21 protein-coding genes are annotated in these 17,394 nt (G+C 39.7%); 2 read left to right on the top strand and 19 right to left on the bottom strand.

Annotation, left to right across the window (positions count from 1 at the left end):
* Positions 1–288: 288 nt before the first annotated feature.
* Entirely contained in the window at positions 289–1,320 is a 1,032-nt protein-coding gene (locus AZ46_RS03395) for a DctP family TRAP transporter solute-binding subunit (RefSeq protein ID WP_035319225.1), read from the bottom strand.
* Between the two features lie 102 nt (positions 1,321–1,422).
* Here AZ46_RS03395 and AZ46_RS03390 point away from each other — a divergent pair, with 102 nt between their 5' ends.
* Both AZ46_RS03390 and AZ46_RS03385 read left to right on the top strand, forming a co-directional pair.
* Positions 1,423–3,000, top strand: a complete 1,578-nt coding sequence (locus AZ46_RS03390; protein ID WP_029285364.1) for an ATP-binding protein — start codon at positions 1,423–1,425, stop codon at positions 2,998–3,000.
* Positions 3,001–3,687 carry a response regulator gene (locus AZ46_RS03385; RefSeq protein WP_268870706.1) on the top strand — a complete coding sequence of 229 codons (687 nt, stop codon included), beginning with the start codon at positions 3,001–3,003 and terminating at the stop codon, positions 3,685–3,687.
* Between the two features lie 101 nt (positions 3,688–3,788).
* Here the strand turns inward: AZ46_RS03385 and AZ46_RS03380 are convergent, their stop codons facing one another.
* The 18 genes from AZ46_RS03380 to AZ46_RS03290 all read right to left on the bottom strand — a co-directional run bounded on the left by AZ46_RS03380 (position 3,789) and on the right by AZ46_RS03290 (position 17,270).
* The gene (locus tag AZ46_RS03380) at positions 3,789–4,247 is read right to left on the bottom strand and encodes an SRPBCC family protein (protein ID WP_029285368.1); all 459 of its coding nucleotides are present in this window, start codon (positions 4,245–4,247) and stop codon (positions 3,789–3,791) included.
* Positions 4,244–4,588 (bottom strand): MerR family DNA-binding transcriptional regulator, encoded by a 345-nt coding sequence (locus AZ46_RS03375; protein WP_029285370.1) that lies wholly within the window; start codon positions 4,586–4,588, stop codon positions 4,244–4,246. Before AZ46_RS03375 ends, AZ46_RS03380 begins: the two co-directional genes overlap by 4 nt.
* A gap of 191 nt (positions 4,589–4,779) precedes the next feature.
* Positions 4,780–5,292, bottom strand: coding sequence for a DUF6843 domain-containing protein (locus AZ46_RS03370; RefSeq protein ID WP_029285372.1), 513 nt, complete (start codon positions 5,290–5,292; stop codon positions 4,780–4,782).
* Between the two features lie 183 nt (positions 5,293–5,475).
* Positions 5,476–5,841, bottom strand: coding sequence for a membrane lipoprotein lipid attachment site-containing protein (locus AZ46_RS03365; RefSeq protein WP_029285374.1), 366 nt, complete (start codon positions 5,839–5,841; stop codon positions 5,476–5,478).
* Between the two features lie 265 nt (positions 5,842–6,106).
* Positions 6,107–6,550 carry an SRPBCC family protein gene (locus AZ46_RS03360; RefSeq protein WP_029285376.1) on the bottom strand — a complete coding sequence of 148 codons (444 nt, stop codon included), beginning with the start codon at positions 6,548–6,550 and terminating at the stop codon, positions 6,107–6,109.
* A gap of 513 nt (positions 6,551–7,063) precedes the next feature.
* The gene (locus tag AZ46_RS03350) at positions 7,064–7,261 is read right to left on the bottom strand and encodes a hypothetical protein (protein WP_029285380.1); all 198 of its coding nucleotides are present in this window, start codon (positions 7,259–7,261) and stop codon (positions 7,064–7,066) included.
* A 102-nt stretch (positions 7,262–7,363) separates the two neighbouring features.
* Positions 7,364–7,852 carry an NUDIX hydrolase gene (locus tag AZ46_RS03345; protein ID WP_029285382.1) on the bottom strand — a complete coding sequence of 163 codons (489 nt, stop codon included), beginning with the start codon at positions 7,850–7,852 and terminating at the stop codon, positions 7,364–7,366.
* Between the two features lie 85 nt (positions 7,853–7,937).
* Positions 7,938–8,522, bottom strand: a complete 585-nt coding sequence (locus AZ46_RS03340; RefSeq protein ID WP_152554714.1) for an AAA family ATPase — start codon at positions 8,520–8,522, stop codon at positions 7,938–7,940.
* A gap of 168 nt (positions 8,523–8,690) precedes the next feature.
* Positions 8,691–9,095: a DUF4279 domain-containing protein gene (locus tag AZ46_RS03335; RefSeq protein WP_029285386.1), complete on the bottom strand. Its 405-nt coding sequence runs from the start codon at positions 9,093–9,095 to the stop codon at positions 8,691–8,693.
* 429 nt (positions 9,096–9,524) lie between these two features.
* Positions 9,525–9,941 (bottom strand): YxiG family protein, encoded by a 417-nt coding sequence (locus AZ46_RS03330; RefSeq protein ID WP_051865195.1) that lies wholly within the window; start codon positions 9,939–9,941, stop codon positions 9,525–9,527.
* Positions 9,942–10,380: 439 nt separating this feature from the next.
* A complete protein-coding gene (locus AZ46_RS03325) occupies positions 10,381–10,671 on the bottom strand; it encodes a hypothetical protein (RefSeq protein WP_029285390.1) in 291 nt (96 codons plus the stop codon).
* 89 nt (positions 10,672–10,760) lie between these two features.
* Positions 10,761–11,207, bottom strand: a complete 447-nt coding sequence (locus AZ46_RS20930; protein ID WP_051865192.1) for a hypothetical protein — start codon at positions 11,205–11,207, stop codon at positions 10,761–10,763.
* 180 nt (positions 11,208–11,387) lie between these two features.
* On the bottom strand, positions 11,388–11,903 hold the full coding sequence (locus AZ46_RS03315) for an AAA family ATPase (protein ID WP_029285394.1): 516 nt from the start codon (positions 11,901–11,903) through the stop codon (positions 11,388–11,390).
* Between the two features lie 489 nt (positions 11,904–12,392).
* A complete protein-coding gene (locus AZ46_RS03310) occupies positions 12,393–13,115 on the bottom strand; it encodes a ThuA domain-containing protein (RefSeq protein ID WP_029285396.1) in 723 nt (240 codons plus the stop codon).
* Between the two features lie 82 nt (positions 13,116–13,197).
* Positions 13,198–14,019, bottom strand: a complete 822-nt coding sequence (locus tag AZ46_RS03305; RefSeq protein ID WP_029285398.1) for a carbohydrate ABC transporter permease — start codon at positions 14,017–14,019, stop codon at positions 13,198–13,200.
* A complete protein-coding gene (locus AZ46_RS03300) occupies positions 14,016–14,882 on the bottom strand; it encodes a carbohydrate ABC transporter permease (RefSeq protein ID WP_029285400.1) in 867 nt (288 codons plus the stop codon). Before AZ46_RS03300 ends, AZ46_RS03305 begins: the two co-directional genes overlap by 4 nt.
* A 42-nt stretch (positions 14,883–14,924) precedes the next feature.
* Positions 14,925–16,157 (bottom strand): ABC transporter substrate-binding protein, encoded by a 1,233-nt coding sequence (locus AZ46_RS03295; protein ID WP_029285402.1) that lies wholly within the window; start codon positions 16,155–16,157, stop codon positions 14,925–14,927.
* Positions 16,158–16,259: 102 nt separating this feature from the next.
* Positions 16,260–17,270 carry a LacI family DNA-binding transcriptional regulator gene (locus AZ46_RS03290; RefSeq protein ID WP_029285404.1) on the bottom strand — a complete coding sequence of 337 codons (1,011 nt, stop codon included), beginning with the start codon at positions 17,268–17,270 and terminating at the stop codon, positions 16,260–16,262.
* Positions 17,271–17,394: the final 124 nt, after the last annotated feature.

Genomic DNA, 17,394 nt, shown 5'->3' with positions numbered 1-17,394 from the left:
AACCCTTTGATGGCACTATTAACGCGGTTTAGAACCAAAAAACTACCAACCCCAACCCTTTGATGGCACTATTAACCCGCTTTAGAACCATCAATCCTCCAACCCCAACCCTTTGATGGCACTATTAACGCGGTTTAGAACCATCAAACTACCAACCCCAACCCTTTGATGGCACTATTAACGTGCTTTAGAACCATCAACCATCCATCCACAACCCTTTTATGGAACTATTAACCAAGTTTCAAACGCAAAATAAAGACGCCCCCTATTAGGACGTCCGCATCTTCTCTATTTTCCAGCCTTCCGTATATCCTCTATCCACTCATCTCCATACCGTTCAATATAAGATTGATAGAGCGGCTCGAACACTTTTTCCCACTCTTTTCTTTCATCCGGGCTGAGTTCATGGATGCCGAGCTTTGAGTTTTCCCTCATTCTGCGGAGCTGGGTTTCATTCATTTCTTTTGATTCTGAGAGCATCCACTTTGTTGTGTCGTTCATGGCTTTTTCAATCTGAAGCTGCAGTTCGGGGTCGAGGCTGTTCCAGAACTCTTTGTTCATGAGAACGGAATAGCCAAGGTACCCGTGATTGGAAAGGGTCATATTTTTCTGGAGGCGGTAAAAGCCTTTAGAGTAAATATTGGAGATTGTGTTTTCCTGTCCGTCAAATTCGTTTCCTTCAAGCGCGATGTACACGTCATTAAATGAGGCTGCCTTCGGGATTCCGCCGAGAAGTTCAAACTGTTTTGCAATCGTATCGCTCGGCATAATTCTGAAGCGCTGTCCGGCGAAATCCTCCGGCTGAATCAGTGTCCCGCTGCTGCTTGTCATCTGTTTGAAGCCGTTCCCCCATAGAGCAAGGCCCTTCATGTTCTCCTCTTCCAGCCTGCTGAGGAGACGCTGTCCAATTTCTCCTGTGTAAACTTCTTCTACATGCTCTTCGCTCCTGAAAAGAAAAGGAAGGTCGAGCACCTGCCACTCAGGGATGACCTCGGTCATTTTTGAGTAGGAAGGCGCAATCATCTGCACGTCTCCCCTTTTCAGCGCGGCAAACTCCTGTTCGTCTGAATACATGATTTCATTTGGAAAGATCTCTACCTTGATTTTCCCGTCCGTCCGTTTGGCAATGAGTTCTGCAAATTTTTCCGCTGCAAGTCCTTTTGGGGTATTTTCAGCCACAACGTGACTGAACTTGATCACAATCTGGTCGCTCAGCCCCTTCTGTTCATCATCTTCCTGCAGCGCTTCCATGGAGTCATGGGAGAACACGGCAATCAAGATCAGCACAGTAAGCACACTTGCACTAATAAACCATTTCATTTTTTTCACCATTTCAGTCATTTAGTAGATTCATTGTATCACGAGTTTTTTCCTCATGTTAAAATAAAAGATATTTTACTGTTCTGAAAATGAGGAGCCGCTATGAAACGCATATCAATTCTATGGAAAATTACAGGGCTGATTTTCTTTATCCTTGGATTCTCTCTTTTTCTCGCAGGCATCGTACTGATTGGAAATTACATCAGCGGAAAGGAAGAGGAACTGAAGGCCCGTTCGTTTGTTACGGCTCAGACAATCGCAGAGCTTCCTGAAGTAAAAGAAGCTCTTGAACAGGGTGACGGCGGTTTGAATGAAGTGATCGACCGCTTGAGAGTCATCAACAACGCAAATTACATTGTTGTTTTAAATATGGACCGCATCCGACTGACGCATCCAGTACATGACATGATCGGCACCGCTTCTGAAGGGGCTGATGAGGGACCCGCTTTTGCCGAGCACTCCTATACGTCAAAAGCAAAGGGCGAAATTGGAACTGTGATGAGGGCATTTGTGCCTGTTATGAATGATGCGCATGAACAGATTGGCGTCGTACTGGCGGGCTATAAAGTACCGTCGTTCGCTGAGGTACTTGAAAACTTGGCGTTTGAAATTGCGATTACTTCAGGGCTTTCGCTTCTGTTTGGAGGCTGGGGCGCATGGATTCTTGCCAGGCAAATCAAAAGGCAGATGTTTAAGCTTGAGCCGCATGAGATTGCGAGACTCCTTGTAGAACGGACGGAAACCTTCAACGCGATGCATGAAGGCGTCATTGCCATTGATACGGATGAAAACATCACCATCTTCAACAAGAAAGCAAGGAGCATGATGCGGATTGAAGGTGACGTGACAGGCAGGTCCATCCGTGATGTCATACCTGACACCGCACTGCCGGAAATACTTGAGCTTGACCATGGGATCTACAGCAAGGAACTCACGGTTCACAACCTGAACATTCTGAGCAACCGCGTGCCAATTAAAGTCAACGGGGAAACCATTGGCGCAGTCGCTATTTTTCAGGACCGTACAGAGGTGAAAAAAATGGCGGAAGAGCTGACGGGCGTACGGGCTTTTGTAAACGCTTTACGTGTTCAGAATCATGAATATAACAATAAGCTTCATACGATTGCAGGCTTAATCCAGCTCGGCAATTATGAAAAGGCGCTGCAGTTTGTTTTTCAAACGACTGAAGAACAAGACGAACTGATTCAGTTTCTGAGCAGTCATATCAAGGATGAAAGCATTGCCGGTCTCCTGCTCAGCAAAATCCGCAGGGGAAAAGAACTTGGCATTGCGGTAGAAATTGACCGAAGCAGCAGGTTCGAGCGTTTTCCTCCCCGGATCGATCATCACGATCTTGTTCTTATTATCGGAAACTTGATTGAAAATGCGTTTGACTCTTTTCAGCACGGAGAGTGTTCCAAGCCGCGAATTTTTGTCAGCCTGGAACAAGTTTCAGGGCAGCTGATCCTTATTGTAGAGGACAATGGAAGCGGAATTCGTGAACAGGATCTTCCTTATATTTTTGATCAGGGCTTTTCCACAAAAGGAGGAAGTGAGCGCGGCATTGGACTATATATGGTCCGGCAGCTTATTCACCAGGCAAACGGCAGCATTCAGGCAGAATCAGAAGAAGGTGCGGGAACAAGCTTTACTGTCACTTTTCAGATGGAGGAGATGTAAGTGGATCAAGTGAACGTTCTGCTGATTGAAGATGATTTAATGGTGCAGGAAGTGAACCGTGAATTTTTAAACCGGATAAATGGATTTCAAGTGGTTGGCATGGCCTCAAATGGCGCGGAAGGACTGGATCTTGTCAGGGAGCTTTCCCCTGACCTTGTGCTGATTGATATGTACATGCCTAAGATGAACGGGCTCGACACGATCAAAGCCATTCGTGCGGAAGGCCACAGAGCTGACATCATCGCCATTACGGCAGCAAGCGATATGGAGACAGTCCGGCAGGTCCTGCAGCACGGCGCTGCCGACTACCTGATGAAGCCTTTTAAATTTGAACGGCTCAAAGAAGCGCTGGAACGTTATTTGCAGTACCGCAAGATGATCAATGAAAAAGTGCAGCTGACCCAGAAAGAACTGGATGCCATCCGCTTTCAGCGGGATGAGCCGAAAGCGTCGCAGGACCTTCCAAAAGGGCTTCATGAAGTCACTCTTCAAAAAATACTCGGCTTTCTATCCGGACAAAAGGAACCTGTATCTGCAGAGGATGTAGCCGCACATGTCGGAACTGCGAGAGTCACAGCAAGACGGTATCTGGAGCATCTGGAAAAAGAGGGCGTCCTTTCTCTTGATATTCAGTATGGCGGAGTCGGGCGGCCTGTTAATAAATATGTGGTTTTGGGGAAGACATAGGCGGGGAAAGTGCTCCCCGCTTCTTTATTACAAATTAGATTGGTAAGTTTTTATTATATTGAGCCGCTTTCTTTTTTCAGTTAAAACTTCGGTAAAACTATTTAATAAGTAGATCTCATTGCTTCTTGCTCAACCAATTCCATAAATTTTTGTACCACCTGATTATTATTTTTCTGGCTGCTGAGTTTTAACATAGCTCTGCCAACAAAATTAACTCCTTTGTTTTGGCCCTCATAAATAAATTTCGTGTGCATATCATCAACCTTAACTAATGTAAATGTAAGAGTAATTTCAAATGCATTTCCTAATACAAAGGCAATTTTCTTCAATTTCTTGCTCTCATAATCTTCATAGGCTAATGTTTCGACAATATAGGTTTCCACACGTTTTCCTTCACGATATTTCTGCTGATGTTTTGCCCCCACTTCTCCTTCCATCTTCTCAACTAATTTATGTTCTTCGACTTTCGGCATAATTTTCTTAATGTTTTTATCTGAAAACAGTTCCCACACCTTTTCAATATTAGCTTTAATAGTCATTTCTTCTTTCCATTGAATCATCCATTTTCCTCCTTTCCAGATACAAGAAATTCATCAATCTCTTCGATTCGTTGACGAAGATTTTCAATCTGCATCTTTATCTTTTCTCTATTTTGGATTAATAAATCTTCTAAATGAGCGAATGACTCATCCTCCATCACAGAAAGCATCTCCTGTACTGTAAAACCAAATCCTCTCAGTTTTACTAATAGTATTGCAAGGAAGTAACTCCCATCATCGTAATAACGATAATTATTATTCGGATCTATAAGTGCAGGTTCGAGTAATTTAACTTCTGCATAATATCGTAAAGTTTCTTTACTTAATCCAGTCATCTCGGTAAACTCACTTATTTTATACATCCTTATCCTCCTCGGATATATAATAAACCGTGTGGTACACCACACGGTCAATAATTATTTTTCATTATTTCTTTTTTCGGTACATCCAATCCTTCATCAAAAAAAATTGCCCAATTCTTCAATAAGAAAAGGCGATCCACTTTGCTGCAATCGCCCCCGATTGTCGAAAAAGAAAATTCCGCATTTTTCACCTAATCATACTTATTCATCCAGAATCCTAACACTTCACTTTGTTGTGAGTGATATCTCTCTATACCATCAGTCCAAAATGACTGATTACAATGTGTCTTTGTTATTTGTAATTCACTGTATATAATTTCTATCTCGCTTGCACCCGAAAAAGACCCATTTCCACTTTGATGAACGCATTGCTTATCTATAGGCGTTCTTTTTCCGTTTTCATCGACATAATAATATTTGTCGGTTACAACTCCATAGGACACATTTGGTGTTGAAGTGAATGAAGCTCCATATGTATAAATATCAGTGTCTTTTAGTGCCTCTAGAGCTAACTCAGTTACTGGAACAACTGTGTACTTTCCCTCTTTTTTTAGTTTTGGTTCATTCGGTACATCATAGAAAACCGTAATAGAACCTTCAAAGCCTTCTGGAATAAGGTAAATGTTATCGGAAGTTTTCTCTTTTTCAAAAATTGAACAACCGCTTAATGTTCCTACTAATAAAAACGCGAATAACAGTTTCACTTTTTCACTCTTTTCATTTTTTCTCTAATTATATTAAGATTGTTGTGAAACCAAACTAATTTACTCGTTAGTTAAAACAATCACTTTTAAAACCAAAAAATTCTTTTGCTATTCCACAATCGCCCCCGATTGTTAAGTAAACATAAATTTATTCTGCATCCCTAATTACGAATCCTGTAGGAACTAATTTAAAGAAAATGTTTCTTCTTTATCGTTCCACTTTATTGTTACGTTCTTTTCGCTAGCTTTAAATATTGACAAAGTATCTGCATTTTTATTTTCTTCTTTAAATGTTCCGTCAGAGTTTAATTCGATTGCTCCCATCCCCCATTGCCCGTTAGAACTGCTAAGTTTAAATTCGAACTCTCCAATAGAATTTATTTCATTTCCTTTGTATTGAAGATTGAACTTATTCTTTTTTTCTTCAGTTTTAACTTCCGCAATTGCCTTCCCATTTTCTGTTTCTCCTATAAATTTTGTTTTGGGAGGCTCACTCTGGCAGGCAGATAAAACAAATAGCAATATAATAAAAAGCATAAATCTTTTCACATCAAATCGTCCCTTCTTTAATTAGATTTTCTATAGCTTAAAAGCAGTTTGTTCTTTTAATATATAACGTATGAATCATCTGTAAGTTTCAGGAATATCAATTTCCCTTAGATATCTTTATACAACAATCCTGTCTAATTCCTCAATAAGAAAAGGCGATCCACTTTGCTGCAATCGCCCCCAATTGTTGATTAAGAGTTGAGTTATCACAATCACCTTTATGTAAATTACTTTTCAAAGACTCCATATCCCAATAACTAAGGAATCATAAATCCTGTTTATACACAATTCCATACTCTAAGTAAATCTTTAAAAGTGTTAATGCTTCTCCCCAACCTACTGCACATCCAATACAGGCTCTTAAGTCTTTTTCTGAATTTGTATAGCCCGTCTCATTAAGAACTACTAATGTACCGTCTTTATAAGACTCAAGTTTAAAAGTCACTGTTGAATTTTGTTCTCCTGGTGACCACTGAAAAACAAATTTTTTGTTTGGAGTTGCCTCAATTATTTTTCCACCATCTTCAATATTTACATTATCACTACCGAAATTTGTCCACCTCAATCGTATTTCTCCAGTTCCATCTGAGTTTATCTCTAAAGATGTGTCATCTGTAAACCAAGCATTCCAACCTTGAGATGTTGAAACTGTTTTATACACTTCTTCTAAAGGCACTTTAATGTAGGTTTTATGGTTTATATCTGGCATTTTCACTATCCTCCATATCCCTAGTGATTTTTCTTTATTCAAAACTTCTATTGTCTTTTTTTATTCAACAATCCTGCCTAATTCCTCAATAAGAAAAGGCGATCCACTTTGCTGCAATCGCCCCCGATTGCTTAATAAATCACCTAACAGAAATTTAAATGGAGCCAGCATAAAAGAATAGTATGACTATTGGAAATAGAGAAATGACAATTAAGGATAATATCGCTATTTTAATTACTTTTTTCGCTGATATGTTCCAAATAAGGTTAAGAGACCAGCAAATTAAAACTGATCCAATAAATAATCCTAACAGAGTGGGAACTGGTTCAGAAATACCTAGATATGTATGACCAATTGACATTTGCCTTTCACCAATAGGTGTAGTGAAATTAATTACCGACAGGCCCATAAGCACTAAGCCTGCTAATATACTTGCATACCCTAGCTTCTTATTCATTTTTAGATAACCGCCCCACTTTGTCCAGCATTCAAAATAGCACATAGAACCTTTAACTAGTCACTTATTACAATACTGTATGAAATATTAATCTTATCCCAAACCCAAGCCTGAAATAATTTATCTATTTCTATTTTCAAATTTTCATCATTTAATTCCCCGTCAATTCCTAATTCTTTAAGACTAAATGTTTCTGTCGCTTCTATACCTACATAATTTGAACTAGCGAAAGAAAAGGTAACTGTTTTATCCAACGGTCATCCTCCTACTTTTAAATCTTTGCTTACTTCTTAAATAGTTCAATAAAAGAAGCAATTATCCCTTCTTGGATAATCGCCCCCAGATTGCTGAACATCTTACATTCTAATTTCCCAATCATTATAAACCTCAACATCCGGATCAAATACACTTTCCTTTAACCACCTAAATGCTTTAAGAACTAGTGGAGATGCATTATTAATATTTGCTTCTTCTTCTGACAACCACAACGCACCCAGAGAGTCTTGACCTTCAAACTGATGAGGTTTCTTTATATCGCCTCTGATTACTTCAACTAAATAATAGGCTGCAATATGATGGACAAATTCACACTCATTCCAAGCCCAAGGTAACATAAAGTCTGCTATACCCAAGTTTATGTCTACTTTCACTTCAAAACCAGTCTCTTCAAGAAATTCTCTTTTTAATGCTACTGTCAGACTTTCACCATCTTCTAAACTTCCTCCTGGAAGATCATAACGATTTATGTAAGGTCCTCTGTTCTTATTGATTACTAGTATTTTATTGCCGTCAGTGTATATGCCGTAAACTCCAAAAGCTCGGTGAATCTTTTTATCAGTAATCATTATTTTCACCTCGCTATATTCTGAACGCCAAAGGGTGACAACTGATATTACAAAATGGCCTTCGATTGTTAAAGATTAAGGAGATTCAAAAATGAATTTCTTCTAAGAATTTCATTGTAGATTTTTCTAACTGATGTGGAGTTAAATGATTTACATCTACCACTCTCGTATTAAATTGTTTAAACCACTCTTTTTCAAAACTAAATATTTTCAAGTTCTGCTCAAACGAGCTTCTTCCTCTTGTTTTGTCATTCTGTTTTCGCCTTCGCAGGGTCTCTTCATTCGCATCCAAGTATAAAATATAGTCAGATCGACATTTTCGTAATTCTTGAAGTTCATTTTGAAGTTCGTTTTCTACATCCCATCCGTATTCATTTGCTAGAGAATAATGAAGTGTATAAAACTCGATATCTTCTGGCCCTCTATCAAGTATTATCTTTCCATCAGGTAAATTATGAAATCGATTAATTTCTGAAACAATAAATATTCTTTGGTTTTCAATGAATCCTTCTCTTGTACTTATGTCGAGGTTCATACCATTTCTTTTTTCTAGATTTGGATAGGGATTTTCATATGAGAAAAACACATCCTGCATTGATTTCTCTAATCTTTTCGCTAGAGTTGTTTTCCCTCCAGCCATACCACCCTGAATTGATAAAATCTTTTTCAAATTTTCACCTTCCCTGTGTATCATACGCACAAATTTCCATAGTTAGCTGATAAATTATTATAAAAAAGCGACTGCCATTTACACAAAATGAAAGGTAATCCATTTTTTGCAGCAATCGCCCCCGATTGTTGAAGAATGAATGACCCTAGTATTGCAAGTGTTGCGTGATTAACCTGATACGTCTATGTCTATTTCTGCTTTGATATTATAAAGAAACTCTATTGTCTTAGGTTCTAAGTATATTGCCGGCTTCCGCTTTTGTTCTATATCAATAGTTATCGAAATAACATAATCGACCTCAAATTCCTTTTTCAAATCAATAAGCACCTGTTGTTTAGCACCTAAGATAACTATAAGCTGTGAGAGTTGATTGTTAATATCAAAAGACTCCTCGTCTAGTGTCCCTACACACCAGCAAGAAATCTTTCTGTACAAATCCAAATCCTTTATTCTATCACCTAAATTATAGGATCGTATCGGTTTTATTTCTAACCTATCAGTAAACTCTGAGAGGGGGAATATGGCTTCCTTAGATACTATAAACTCAGCTCTAACTGTTGTTGTTTTATTCATAATACTCCTTGTGTAAATTAATAAATCCGATTTAGATATTCTTAATTCCCAAACACACACTCCAGAAAAATTAATGTTAACTTAATCGGACAAATAAAAGAAAGCTATTACTGGTGAAATACTTAGAATAATTCCGATAGAAATAAGAATTTTATTTTAACTTTTTCTAAAGAGACCTATGACTGATATTATAAGTTGGACCATTATGATTCCCACTATTATCTCTAATTTTATGGCAACTAATATTAGATACCATATAAATACACCTAAACTGATGGAAAGCACACTACATAAAATGGGTAAATTCTTCAATGCTATCACTCCGATAATCAGTGTTTGACCTTACTCATTAAATTGCTCATTTTCCAATCAGAAAAGGCGATCCACTTTGCTGCAATCGCTCCCGATTGTTGAATAAGGATTGTAATCTTATTGCGGAAAGCCTACATCAAAAGATCTGTTGTTTATTACTACTCTCTTAGTTTCAACAAATAACATTGAGTTCCAAATTTCTATGGTAAAGTTAGCATTCGAAATATATTGTTTTACCCAATCGTCTGTTTTTGAATCAATTGAAATTAGCCCTATGCCTTTCGGATGAAAATCAATAGATGTTAATTCTAAATAACTCTCCTCACCTCGTTCAAAAAGTTTGTATCTATCATCACCGGTGTTTTCAAGAAAGTAAAACGATGATACTTGTTCGAAGATTATTTTGTGATTTGTAACCATACCACCATCGATTGCTCTGGTTGTAAATACAATCGTGCGGTCAAAAATATTTATTTTCATCTCATCAATAACATTCGCCCAAAATTCATCTAAGTACTCTTTTAAGAGGTTCAAACTCATCACCTTCTATCTATCTTTGTTAAAATACCTACAAAATTTCTATTAGAGAGACCATTAACTTGTGCAACAATTGTCCGCGATTGCGGAAGATTGAAAACTATGTGTTCTTCCTTCTAAATGACAAAGCAATTAATACTAAAGACAAACATACAACTCCGTATATGGGCGTTAACCAAATACGGTAGACTGATTCAGGCTCTCCATCTTGAAACCTAGTATCAATGTTAATGCTATTCCAGTCCAAACTAATGGGGTTGACTGCCTCTACAGAGAAGTGGGAAAGGTATAGTTCGCTTTGGAATAGGGCAAAAATCAAATATACTAAACAACCTAGTAATAGTAGTGCCGCGGCTAATTGTTTTTTCATTATTTATTCATTGATCCTTTAATAAGCTAATCCACTAAATTTCGCCACAAAAAGCGTCAATCCTTCTTAGATAAACGCCCCCGTTACCATAATAATTATGTATACCAATAGAAAAACAATTAGTGCAATGATGTGAAGCCAGACAGAAATCTCAACTAAATTTTTTGCCCATTTCTTTTCCTTTAGAATTCCGAAATAATAAACAATTAAATAAGAAAGTATTGATATAATAACCCTTGGTTGAAGGAAAAAATCATTACCATAGTCTCTACTGTATAAACAAAGTGTCCCCATTACAGATACATAAAAGAGCATTACATATACCCTGAAATTTTTATTCTGTTTAGCAATCTCCATATAAAATCTCCTACTTAGTTAATTATCCCGGTTATAGTATGATAGTGATTGCCTTTTTTATGTCAGATGTCCTAAACTAACCTGCCCCGTTAACTTAACAACCACGGAACATTCATTTCAAATTGAAACTGAATTACTGGCTTGGGAAACGAACTTGGGACTAATGCTAAATCTTTGTTGAACCCTATCTCCATATCATTACGACCTAGAGTTGGGAAATCTTCAGTCTCCTCAGATGGTTTCCATAAATCTGGACCACCGATTATTCTGCCAACAATATGATAAAAGCCTCCATACAGATGTGTTCCATCATCGTTATCAATAAGTTCATAGATTTCGCCCTCTTTACGTGGATCAATACCAAGCAAATAAAAGGTGTTCATAATATTTTTCGGGAAGGAATCACAAGCTAATACGTAATTAGAACAATAATCACAGCCACAGTCTTCAGTGATTAAATGAAACTTTTGATAGAATTCTTTTGTCTTTATAAAATCAATTTCAATTAACCAAGAACCAACCTTTATTTGTTCCATAATTAATATTCCCCCCCCAATTACGATCTTTCTATTCCATCTAATCGATGCTTTACTCAACAATTCTTATTTTTACTATACTGACCAATTCCTCAATAAGAGGAGGCGATTCACTTTGCTGCAATCGCCCCCTATAATGGAATAACTAAATATGACATTATTTATTAATAGGTCACTCTGCTATTTCAAATAATTTTCAATATCTCTCTTATTAGTTACAACTAATATTTTATTGCTATATTTACCGAATTTCTTGTAGAAATTTGGTTTTCCCACCTCTTCAAAATGTCTATTCCACTTAAACATCTTTAGAAATATTTTAAATGTAGGTTTATAGTTAGACTTTTCTAATCTTAGTTGCTGCAAGAGAAACCTCTTTACAATTCGATACGTTCTCACTGAATAATTTGTATCTAAGAAGATGATTAATTCAGCTTTATGAAAGCTATTAGAAACCCATTCTTCATTATGAACCCCTTCTATAATCCAAGTTTCAGAATCGATAATAGTTTTCAAATAATCCTCTCTTTCTACTTCAGTTCTTCTTATATCACCAGACTTATGCCTTATCCAAATAACGTTATCTAATTCATAGAATGGGAAATTTAACTTAGTGGATAAATCCCTTGCTAACGTTGTCTTGCCACTACCAACTGAACCTATAATATGTATTTTTCTAGGAATATTCTTTTTCATTCTTTAGACCACCATTTATCATTAAAATTCCCGTTCAAAAATAATTCTAGTCGGAAAAAAATTCCCTCTATATTCTTCCACAATCCTGCCCTTTCGTAATAACTAATATTTCCATTTTAACATATTCCTACTTCGTTCTGCTTCAGCTTGTTAAATGAAAAAACACATCATAGATTTCTACAAAGTACATGTAAAAGACGACAGCTCTCCGGCGAATTGCGCCACAAAGTAGGGAGTCATTACCTGAAAAATGGCACAACTAAGGCGAGTTGCGCCAAAAATGAGGGATCCATCACTCGGAAAGTGGCAGCACTACGGCGAATGACGCCACAAATGGGAATCCATCACACGAAAAGTGGCAGCACTTCGAGGAGCCATTATTGCTTTTTGCACAAAAAAATCCGAACCTATTCCAGTCCGGATTTTTCTTGTTTCCATCTCACTTTTGCCAAGTCTATTTTTAGAAATGGAGCAGAAAGTCTTTTCTATTTACGCTTTTACAGTAATCTTCTCAAGCGGCTTCGCATTTCCGTAAACCGGGTAGTCGCGTTTCACCGGTGCTGCCCATTTTGCTGCGTTTACGAGCACTTTTTGTACTTCTTTGTTGTGGTAAGTCGGGTACGTTTCATGTCCCGGGCGGAAGTAGAAGATTTTGCCGTTTCCTCTTTGGTAAGTGCAGCCTGAACGGAAGACTTCTCCGCCTTCAAACCAGCTCACAAATACCAGTTGGTCAGGTGCAGGAATGTCGAAGTGCTCGCCGTACATTTCTTCTTTTTCGATTTCGATGTACTCGCCGATGCCTTCTGCAATCGGATGAGATGGATCAACGACCCACAGACGCTCTTTATCATCAGCTTCGCGCCATTTCAGGTCGCATGATGTGCCCATAAGCTTTTTGAAGATTTTTGAGAAGTGGCCTGAGTGAAGAACGACAAGTCCCATTCCTTCAAGCACACGCTTTTGTACGCGTTCAACGATTTCGTCTGAAACTTCGTCATGTGCAAGGTGACCCCACCAGAAAAGAACGTCCGTGCTGTTCAATACGTCTTCTGTTAATCCGTGCTCAGCCTCGTCAAGAGTAGCCGTCGAAGCGTCGTAGCCGTTTTCTTTCAGGAATCCGGCGATGGCTCCGTGAATGCCTTCCGGATAGATGTCTGCTACAACCGGGTTTTTCTGTTCGTGTCTGTTTTCGTTCCAAACTGTGATTTTCATAGTAGTAATCTCCTTATTTTTTGAGTAGTTAATTAAATCTTTCTTTTTCCAATATACAATAATTTCACCTAATAGAGAAAAATTATTTTATCGATCCTTTCATGACTCCGCTGATAATCCATTTTTGTGCGAATACATAAACGAGAATCATCGGAACAAGAGCCAGAAGGTATGATGCAAATGCGAGATTGTAATCTGTGCTGAACTGTGACTGGAATATATACTGTACAAGCGGCAGTGTCGCCATATCGCTGTCGCTCAGGACAACAAGCGGCAGCAGGAAGTCATTCCAGGCGCCAAGGCACGTCAGGATTGCAACCGTTGCGTTCATCGGAGCAAGCAGCGGGAAGATTACTTTCCAGAACACGCCCCAGGTTGACGCTCCGTCCACAATCGCAGCCTCTTCAAGTTCCTTTGGAATCGACCTGATATAGCCTACATAAATAAAGATGTTAAACGATAGATTGTAGACAATGTACAGAATGACAAGCCCAATCAGATTATCCATATTCCAAAGCGCTGTCTGCCTGACAATCGGCAGCATGATAATCGGAAAAGGAATAAACATCGCACTGACAAAATAGTAAAACGTAAATTTATAAAACTTCTTATGCATGTTGCGTGCAATCGCATAGGCGACCATCGAATTTGTGAGAACCGTGAAGATCACGACGAGCACAGTGACAAACACGCTGTTTTTCAATGCATTGAAGAAATTCGTCATTTCAATCGCCTGGGCAAAGTTTGAAAGCGACCAGTTCTGCGGCAGAGCAAGCAGATTTCCGGCAAGCTCCTGCGGGGTTTTAAAGGCAATTGTAACTGTCAGATACAGCGGAAACAGGATAAACACGGCACCGAGTATCAATAGGATGGTCACTGGCCAGTTCGTTTTCTTGCTGATCATCCGTTCCCCACCTCTCTTTTTTCAAGAATTTTAAGCTGGAAGATGGAAAAGACGACAATGACGATAAAGTAGATCACGGCATTTGCCGACTGGTACGCAAATTCCCCGCCCTGGAATCCGCCTCTGTAAATCAGGAGCGAAATCGATTCCGTAGACTGACCCGGACCTCCGCCCGTAAGCGCGATGATCTGGTCAAACACCATCAGGAAGCCTTTCATCGATAGAATCATGTTGATGGTGAAAAATGGCGCAATGAGCGGAAACGTGATTTTCCAGAACTTTGTCCAGATTCCTGCACCGTCAATGCTTGCAGCTTCATACAGATCTTCTGTAATTGTGACAAGTCCCGCAAGGTAAAGAATCGTATTAAAAGCTATTGCCTGCCAGACCGCCACGATGACGATTCCAATCCAGGCAAGGTTAGGATCACCAAGAATGTTTTTGGACAGTGCTTCTATTCCGAGCCCTCCTGCGATATCAGGCAGGAAGTGAGTAAAAATAAAATTAAAGATAAATCCGACAATCAGAATGCTGAGAATGTAAGGCATAAAATACACGGCTCTCAGCGTTTTGCGGAACTTAATTTTTGCATTCAGCCCCATCGCGATCAAAAGACTGAAGAAGTTGACAAGAATTGTTGAGATGATCGCAAATTGAAACGTGAAGCCGTATGCGTGAAGCGCCCGTTCATCTTTAAAGACGTTCAAGTAGTTTTTCAGACCGACGAAATTCCATTCCCCGTAGCCTCTCCAGTCGGTGAAGCTGTAGAAGATCCCCTGGAGCGCAGGGTACGTGTGAAAAATAAAGAACAGGAGAACGGCTGGTACAGTCATGATCATAAACACTTTTTCTTTATTGCTCATTTTGGTTTTCATCTCCAATGCTTTAGGATTCGGGACCCGCTTTTAGCGGTCCTCAACCTTCTCCCATTCTCTGTCCATCTTTTTCAGGAATGCGTCTTTCTTTTTGCTGATTAAAAATTCCTGAAGAATGTTTTCTGCTCCCATTCCGGCAGGATAGTAATGGTCCTGGAAGCTCGTGATTTTATCCTGCTCAAAGTTTTCTTTGATTCCCTCAAACACAGGGTCTTCCTGGTAGACACCTTCAATGGCTGAAAAGGCCTTCTGTTCGTCGATGTATCTCTTCGCCGTTTCTTTTTCCAGCATAAACTGCAGGAACCTCTTTGCTTCTTTCTTGTGCTCACTGTCTTTGCTCACAGAAAGCAGGACGTCAACACCGGAAATCAGCTTGTTTTTCTCGGGATCGTTCGTTACCGGCATCGGGAATACGCCAAGCTCCATGTCCGGATTTGCTTTTAAAATCTCCGGGATCGCCCAGTTGCCCTGGATGTACATGACGCCCTCGCCATTTGCGAATGCGTTGTTTCCATCCCCGTAAGCTGTACCGAAGTTATCATCGTGGCCGTATTCAGTAAGAGTCAGCAGTTTATCCGCCACTTCGTCATAGCTTTTGACAAAGGACGTTTTCCCTGAGCTTTTTTGCTGGGCAAACTCTTCACCCGCAAGCACCCCGCCAAGTGAATTGAGGGAGATCATGCCGGTCCAGGCATCTTTAAGCGTAAAGTAGATTGGAATCTCTCCTGCATCCTTTGATTTTTCAAGAACGGAAATAAATTCATCCCATGTCTTTGGAACTTGGAGACCAAGCTGTTCGAATTTTTGTTTGTTGTAAATGACCGTGTTTGCATTGGTCGCATATGGAAGTCCGTATACACCGTCTTTTTCAGGTCCTACAAGCCTGTCAATCATCTCAAGGTAGGAAGGCTGAACAGAATCAATCAGGTCAGAATCACTGAAATCCTCAAGCACACCAGCTCTCCCAAGTTCCCCGTAAGTCGCGTTTCCCGCGATCAGCATTACATCCGGGATGTCGTTTTTGATCAGCTTTGTGCGCAGAACGGTTTCTGCCTCAGGAGGAGAATCGAATTTAACGTTGATATCCGGATTTTCTGATTCAAATTCTTCAATCAGACCCTTATATGTATTGATGTTCTCTGACTTATTTGAAAAGAGGGTGAGCGTCGTTTTTCCGTCCTCGTTTTCACCCGATGAACAACCTGCAAGGATAGATGCGCTGAGCGCAATGCCAGCTGCAAAAATCGTCCATTTCTTTCTCATTCCCATCGCCTCCCCGTAGTAACTAATTTGAGTAAACGTTTACTCAATCCTCCAAAAAAGAAACGTAAACGTTTACGTAATGGTGTAAAAAAGAGAAGAGAGCTAGCTCTCCAGTTTCAAAACGCTGTTTCTCTCAGCAATGGAATGCGGCATGATCCGGCTTTCAATCAGTTCATCGCCATCCATCAAATCAAAAATCATTTGAGCCGCTTTTTCCCCCATTTCATAAAATGGCTGGGCTAGCGACGTAAGAGGCGGAATCGTCATGTCTGCAATCTTTAAATTGTCATAGCCGATTATGGAAAGATCATCCGGCACCCGTATTCCAAGCCGGTAGGCGGAAGAAATCGCACCAACAGCGATATCGTCGCTTGCTGCAAAAACAGCTGTTACATCAGGAAGCTGCTTCTTCAGCAGTTTCAGCCCTTCTGTTCCGTCCGAGAACTTAAAACCTTTCATTCGTGCTATAAAGCTGTCATCAGCGGGAAGCCCGTAATCGCTCATGGCATCCAGGTAGCCTTCAATTCTCGGCTTCCCTGCGATCAGATCCTGATCATTGCCGCTGATCATTCCGATCCGTTTATGGCCTTGTTTAATCAAATACTGCACAGCCGCATAGGCCGCGCGCCTGTCATCCACTTTTACATAAGGCACGGGATATGCCCGCGATTCTGTAGAGAGGAGCACGAGCGGAATATTCATCTTCTGAATAAACTCGTAGTATTCTTCTTTTAAAATTTCACTTGTGAAAATAATGCCGTCTACACGTTTTTCATTCAGCAGCTGCAAATATTTCATCGTTTTTAGACCGTTTGATTCTGTATGGCAGACAATCACACTCGATCCAAGCTCGTGTGCCGTCTTCTCAATGCCTGCCAGCAGCTCTGTAGCAAGCATGCTTGAGAGCGCGGGAAAAAGAACGCCGATGGTCGAGGTTTTCTTGTTGATCAGCCCTCTTGCAATCGCATTTGGATGATAATCAAGCTCCTCAATGGCTTTCAGGACTTTTTTCTTCGTCTGTTCTGAATAGCCCTTCTGATTGTTGAGAATTCTGGATACGGTTGCAATTGAGACATTTGCCTTCTTTGCAACATCCTTTATGGTATAAGCCATTTCCCACCTTCTCTCCCGCTCTGGCGTATGAGTAAACGTTTTCGTAAAATGATCGTACCACCAAATGAAAGCATTTACAATATTTTTTTAAAACCAAAAAAAATAAGAGCCCTTGAAAGGACTC

The organism is Metabacillus indicus LMG 22858 (assembly GCF_000708755.2).
In the GTDB taxonomy this organism is placed as follows: Bacteria; Bacillota; Bacilli; order Bacillales; family Bacillaceae; genus Bacillus_P; species Bacillus_P indicus.
This window is presented reverse-complemented; position numbering and strand designations above follow the sequence as displayed.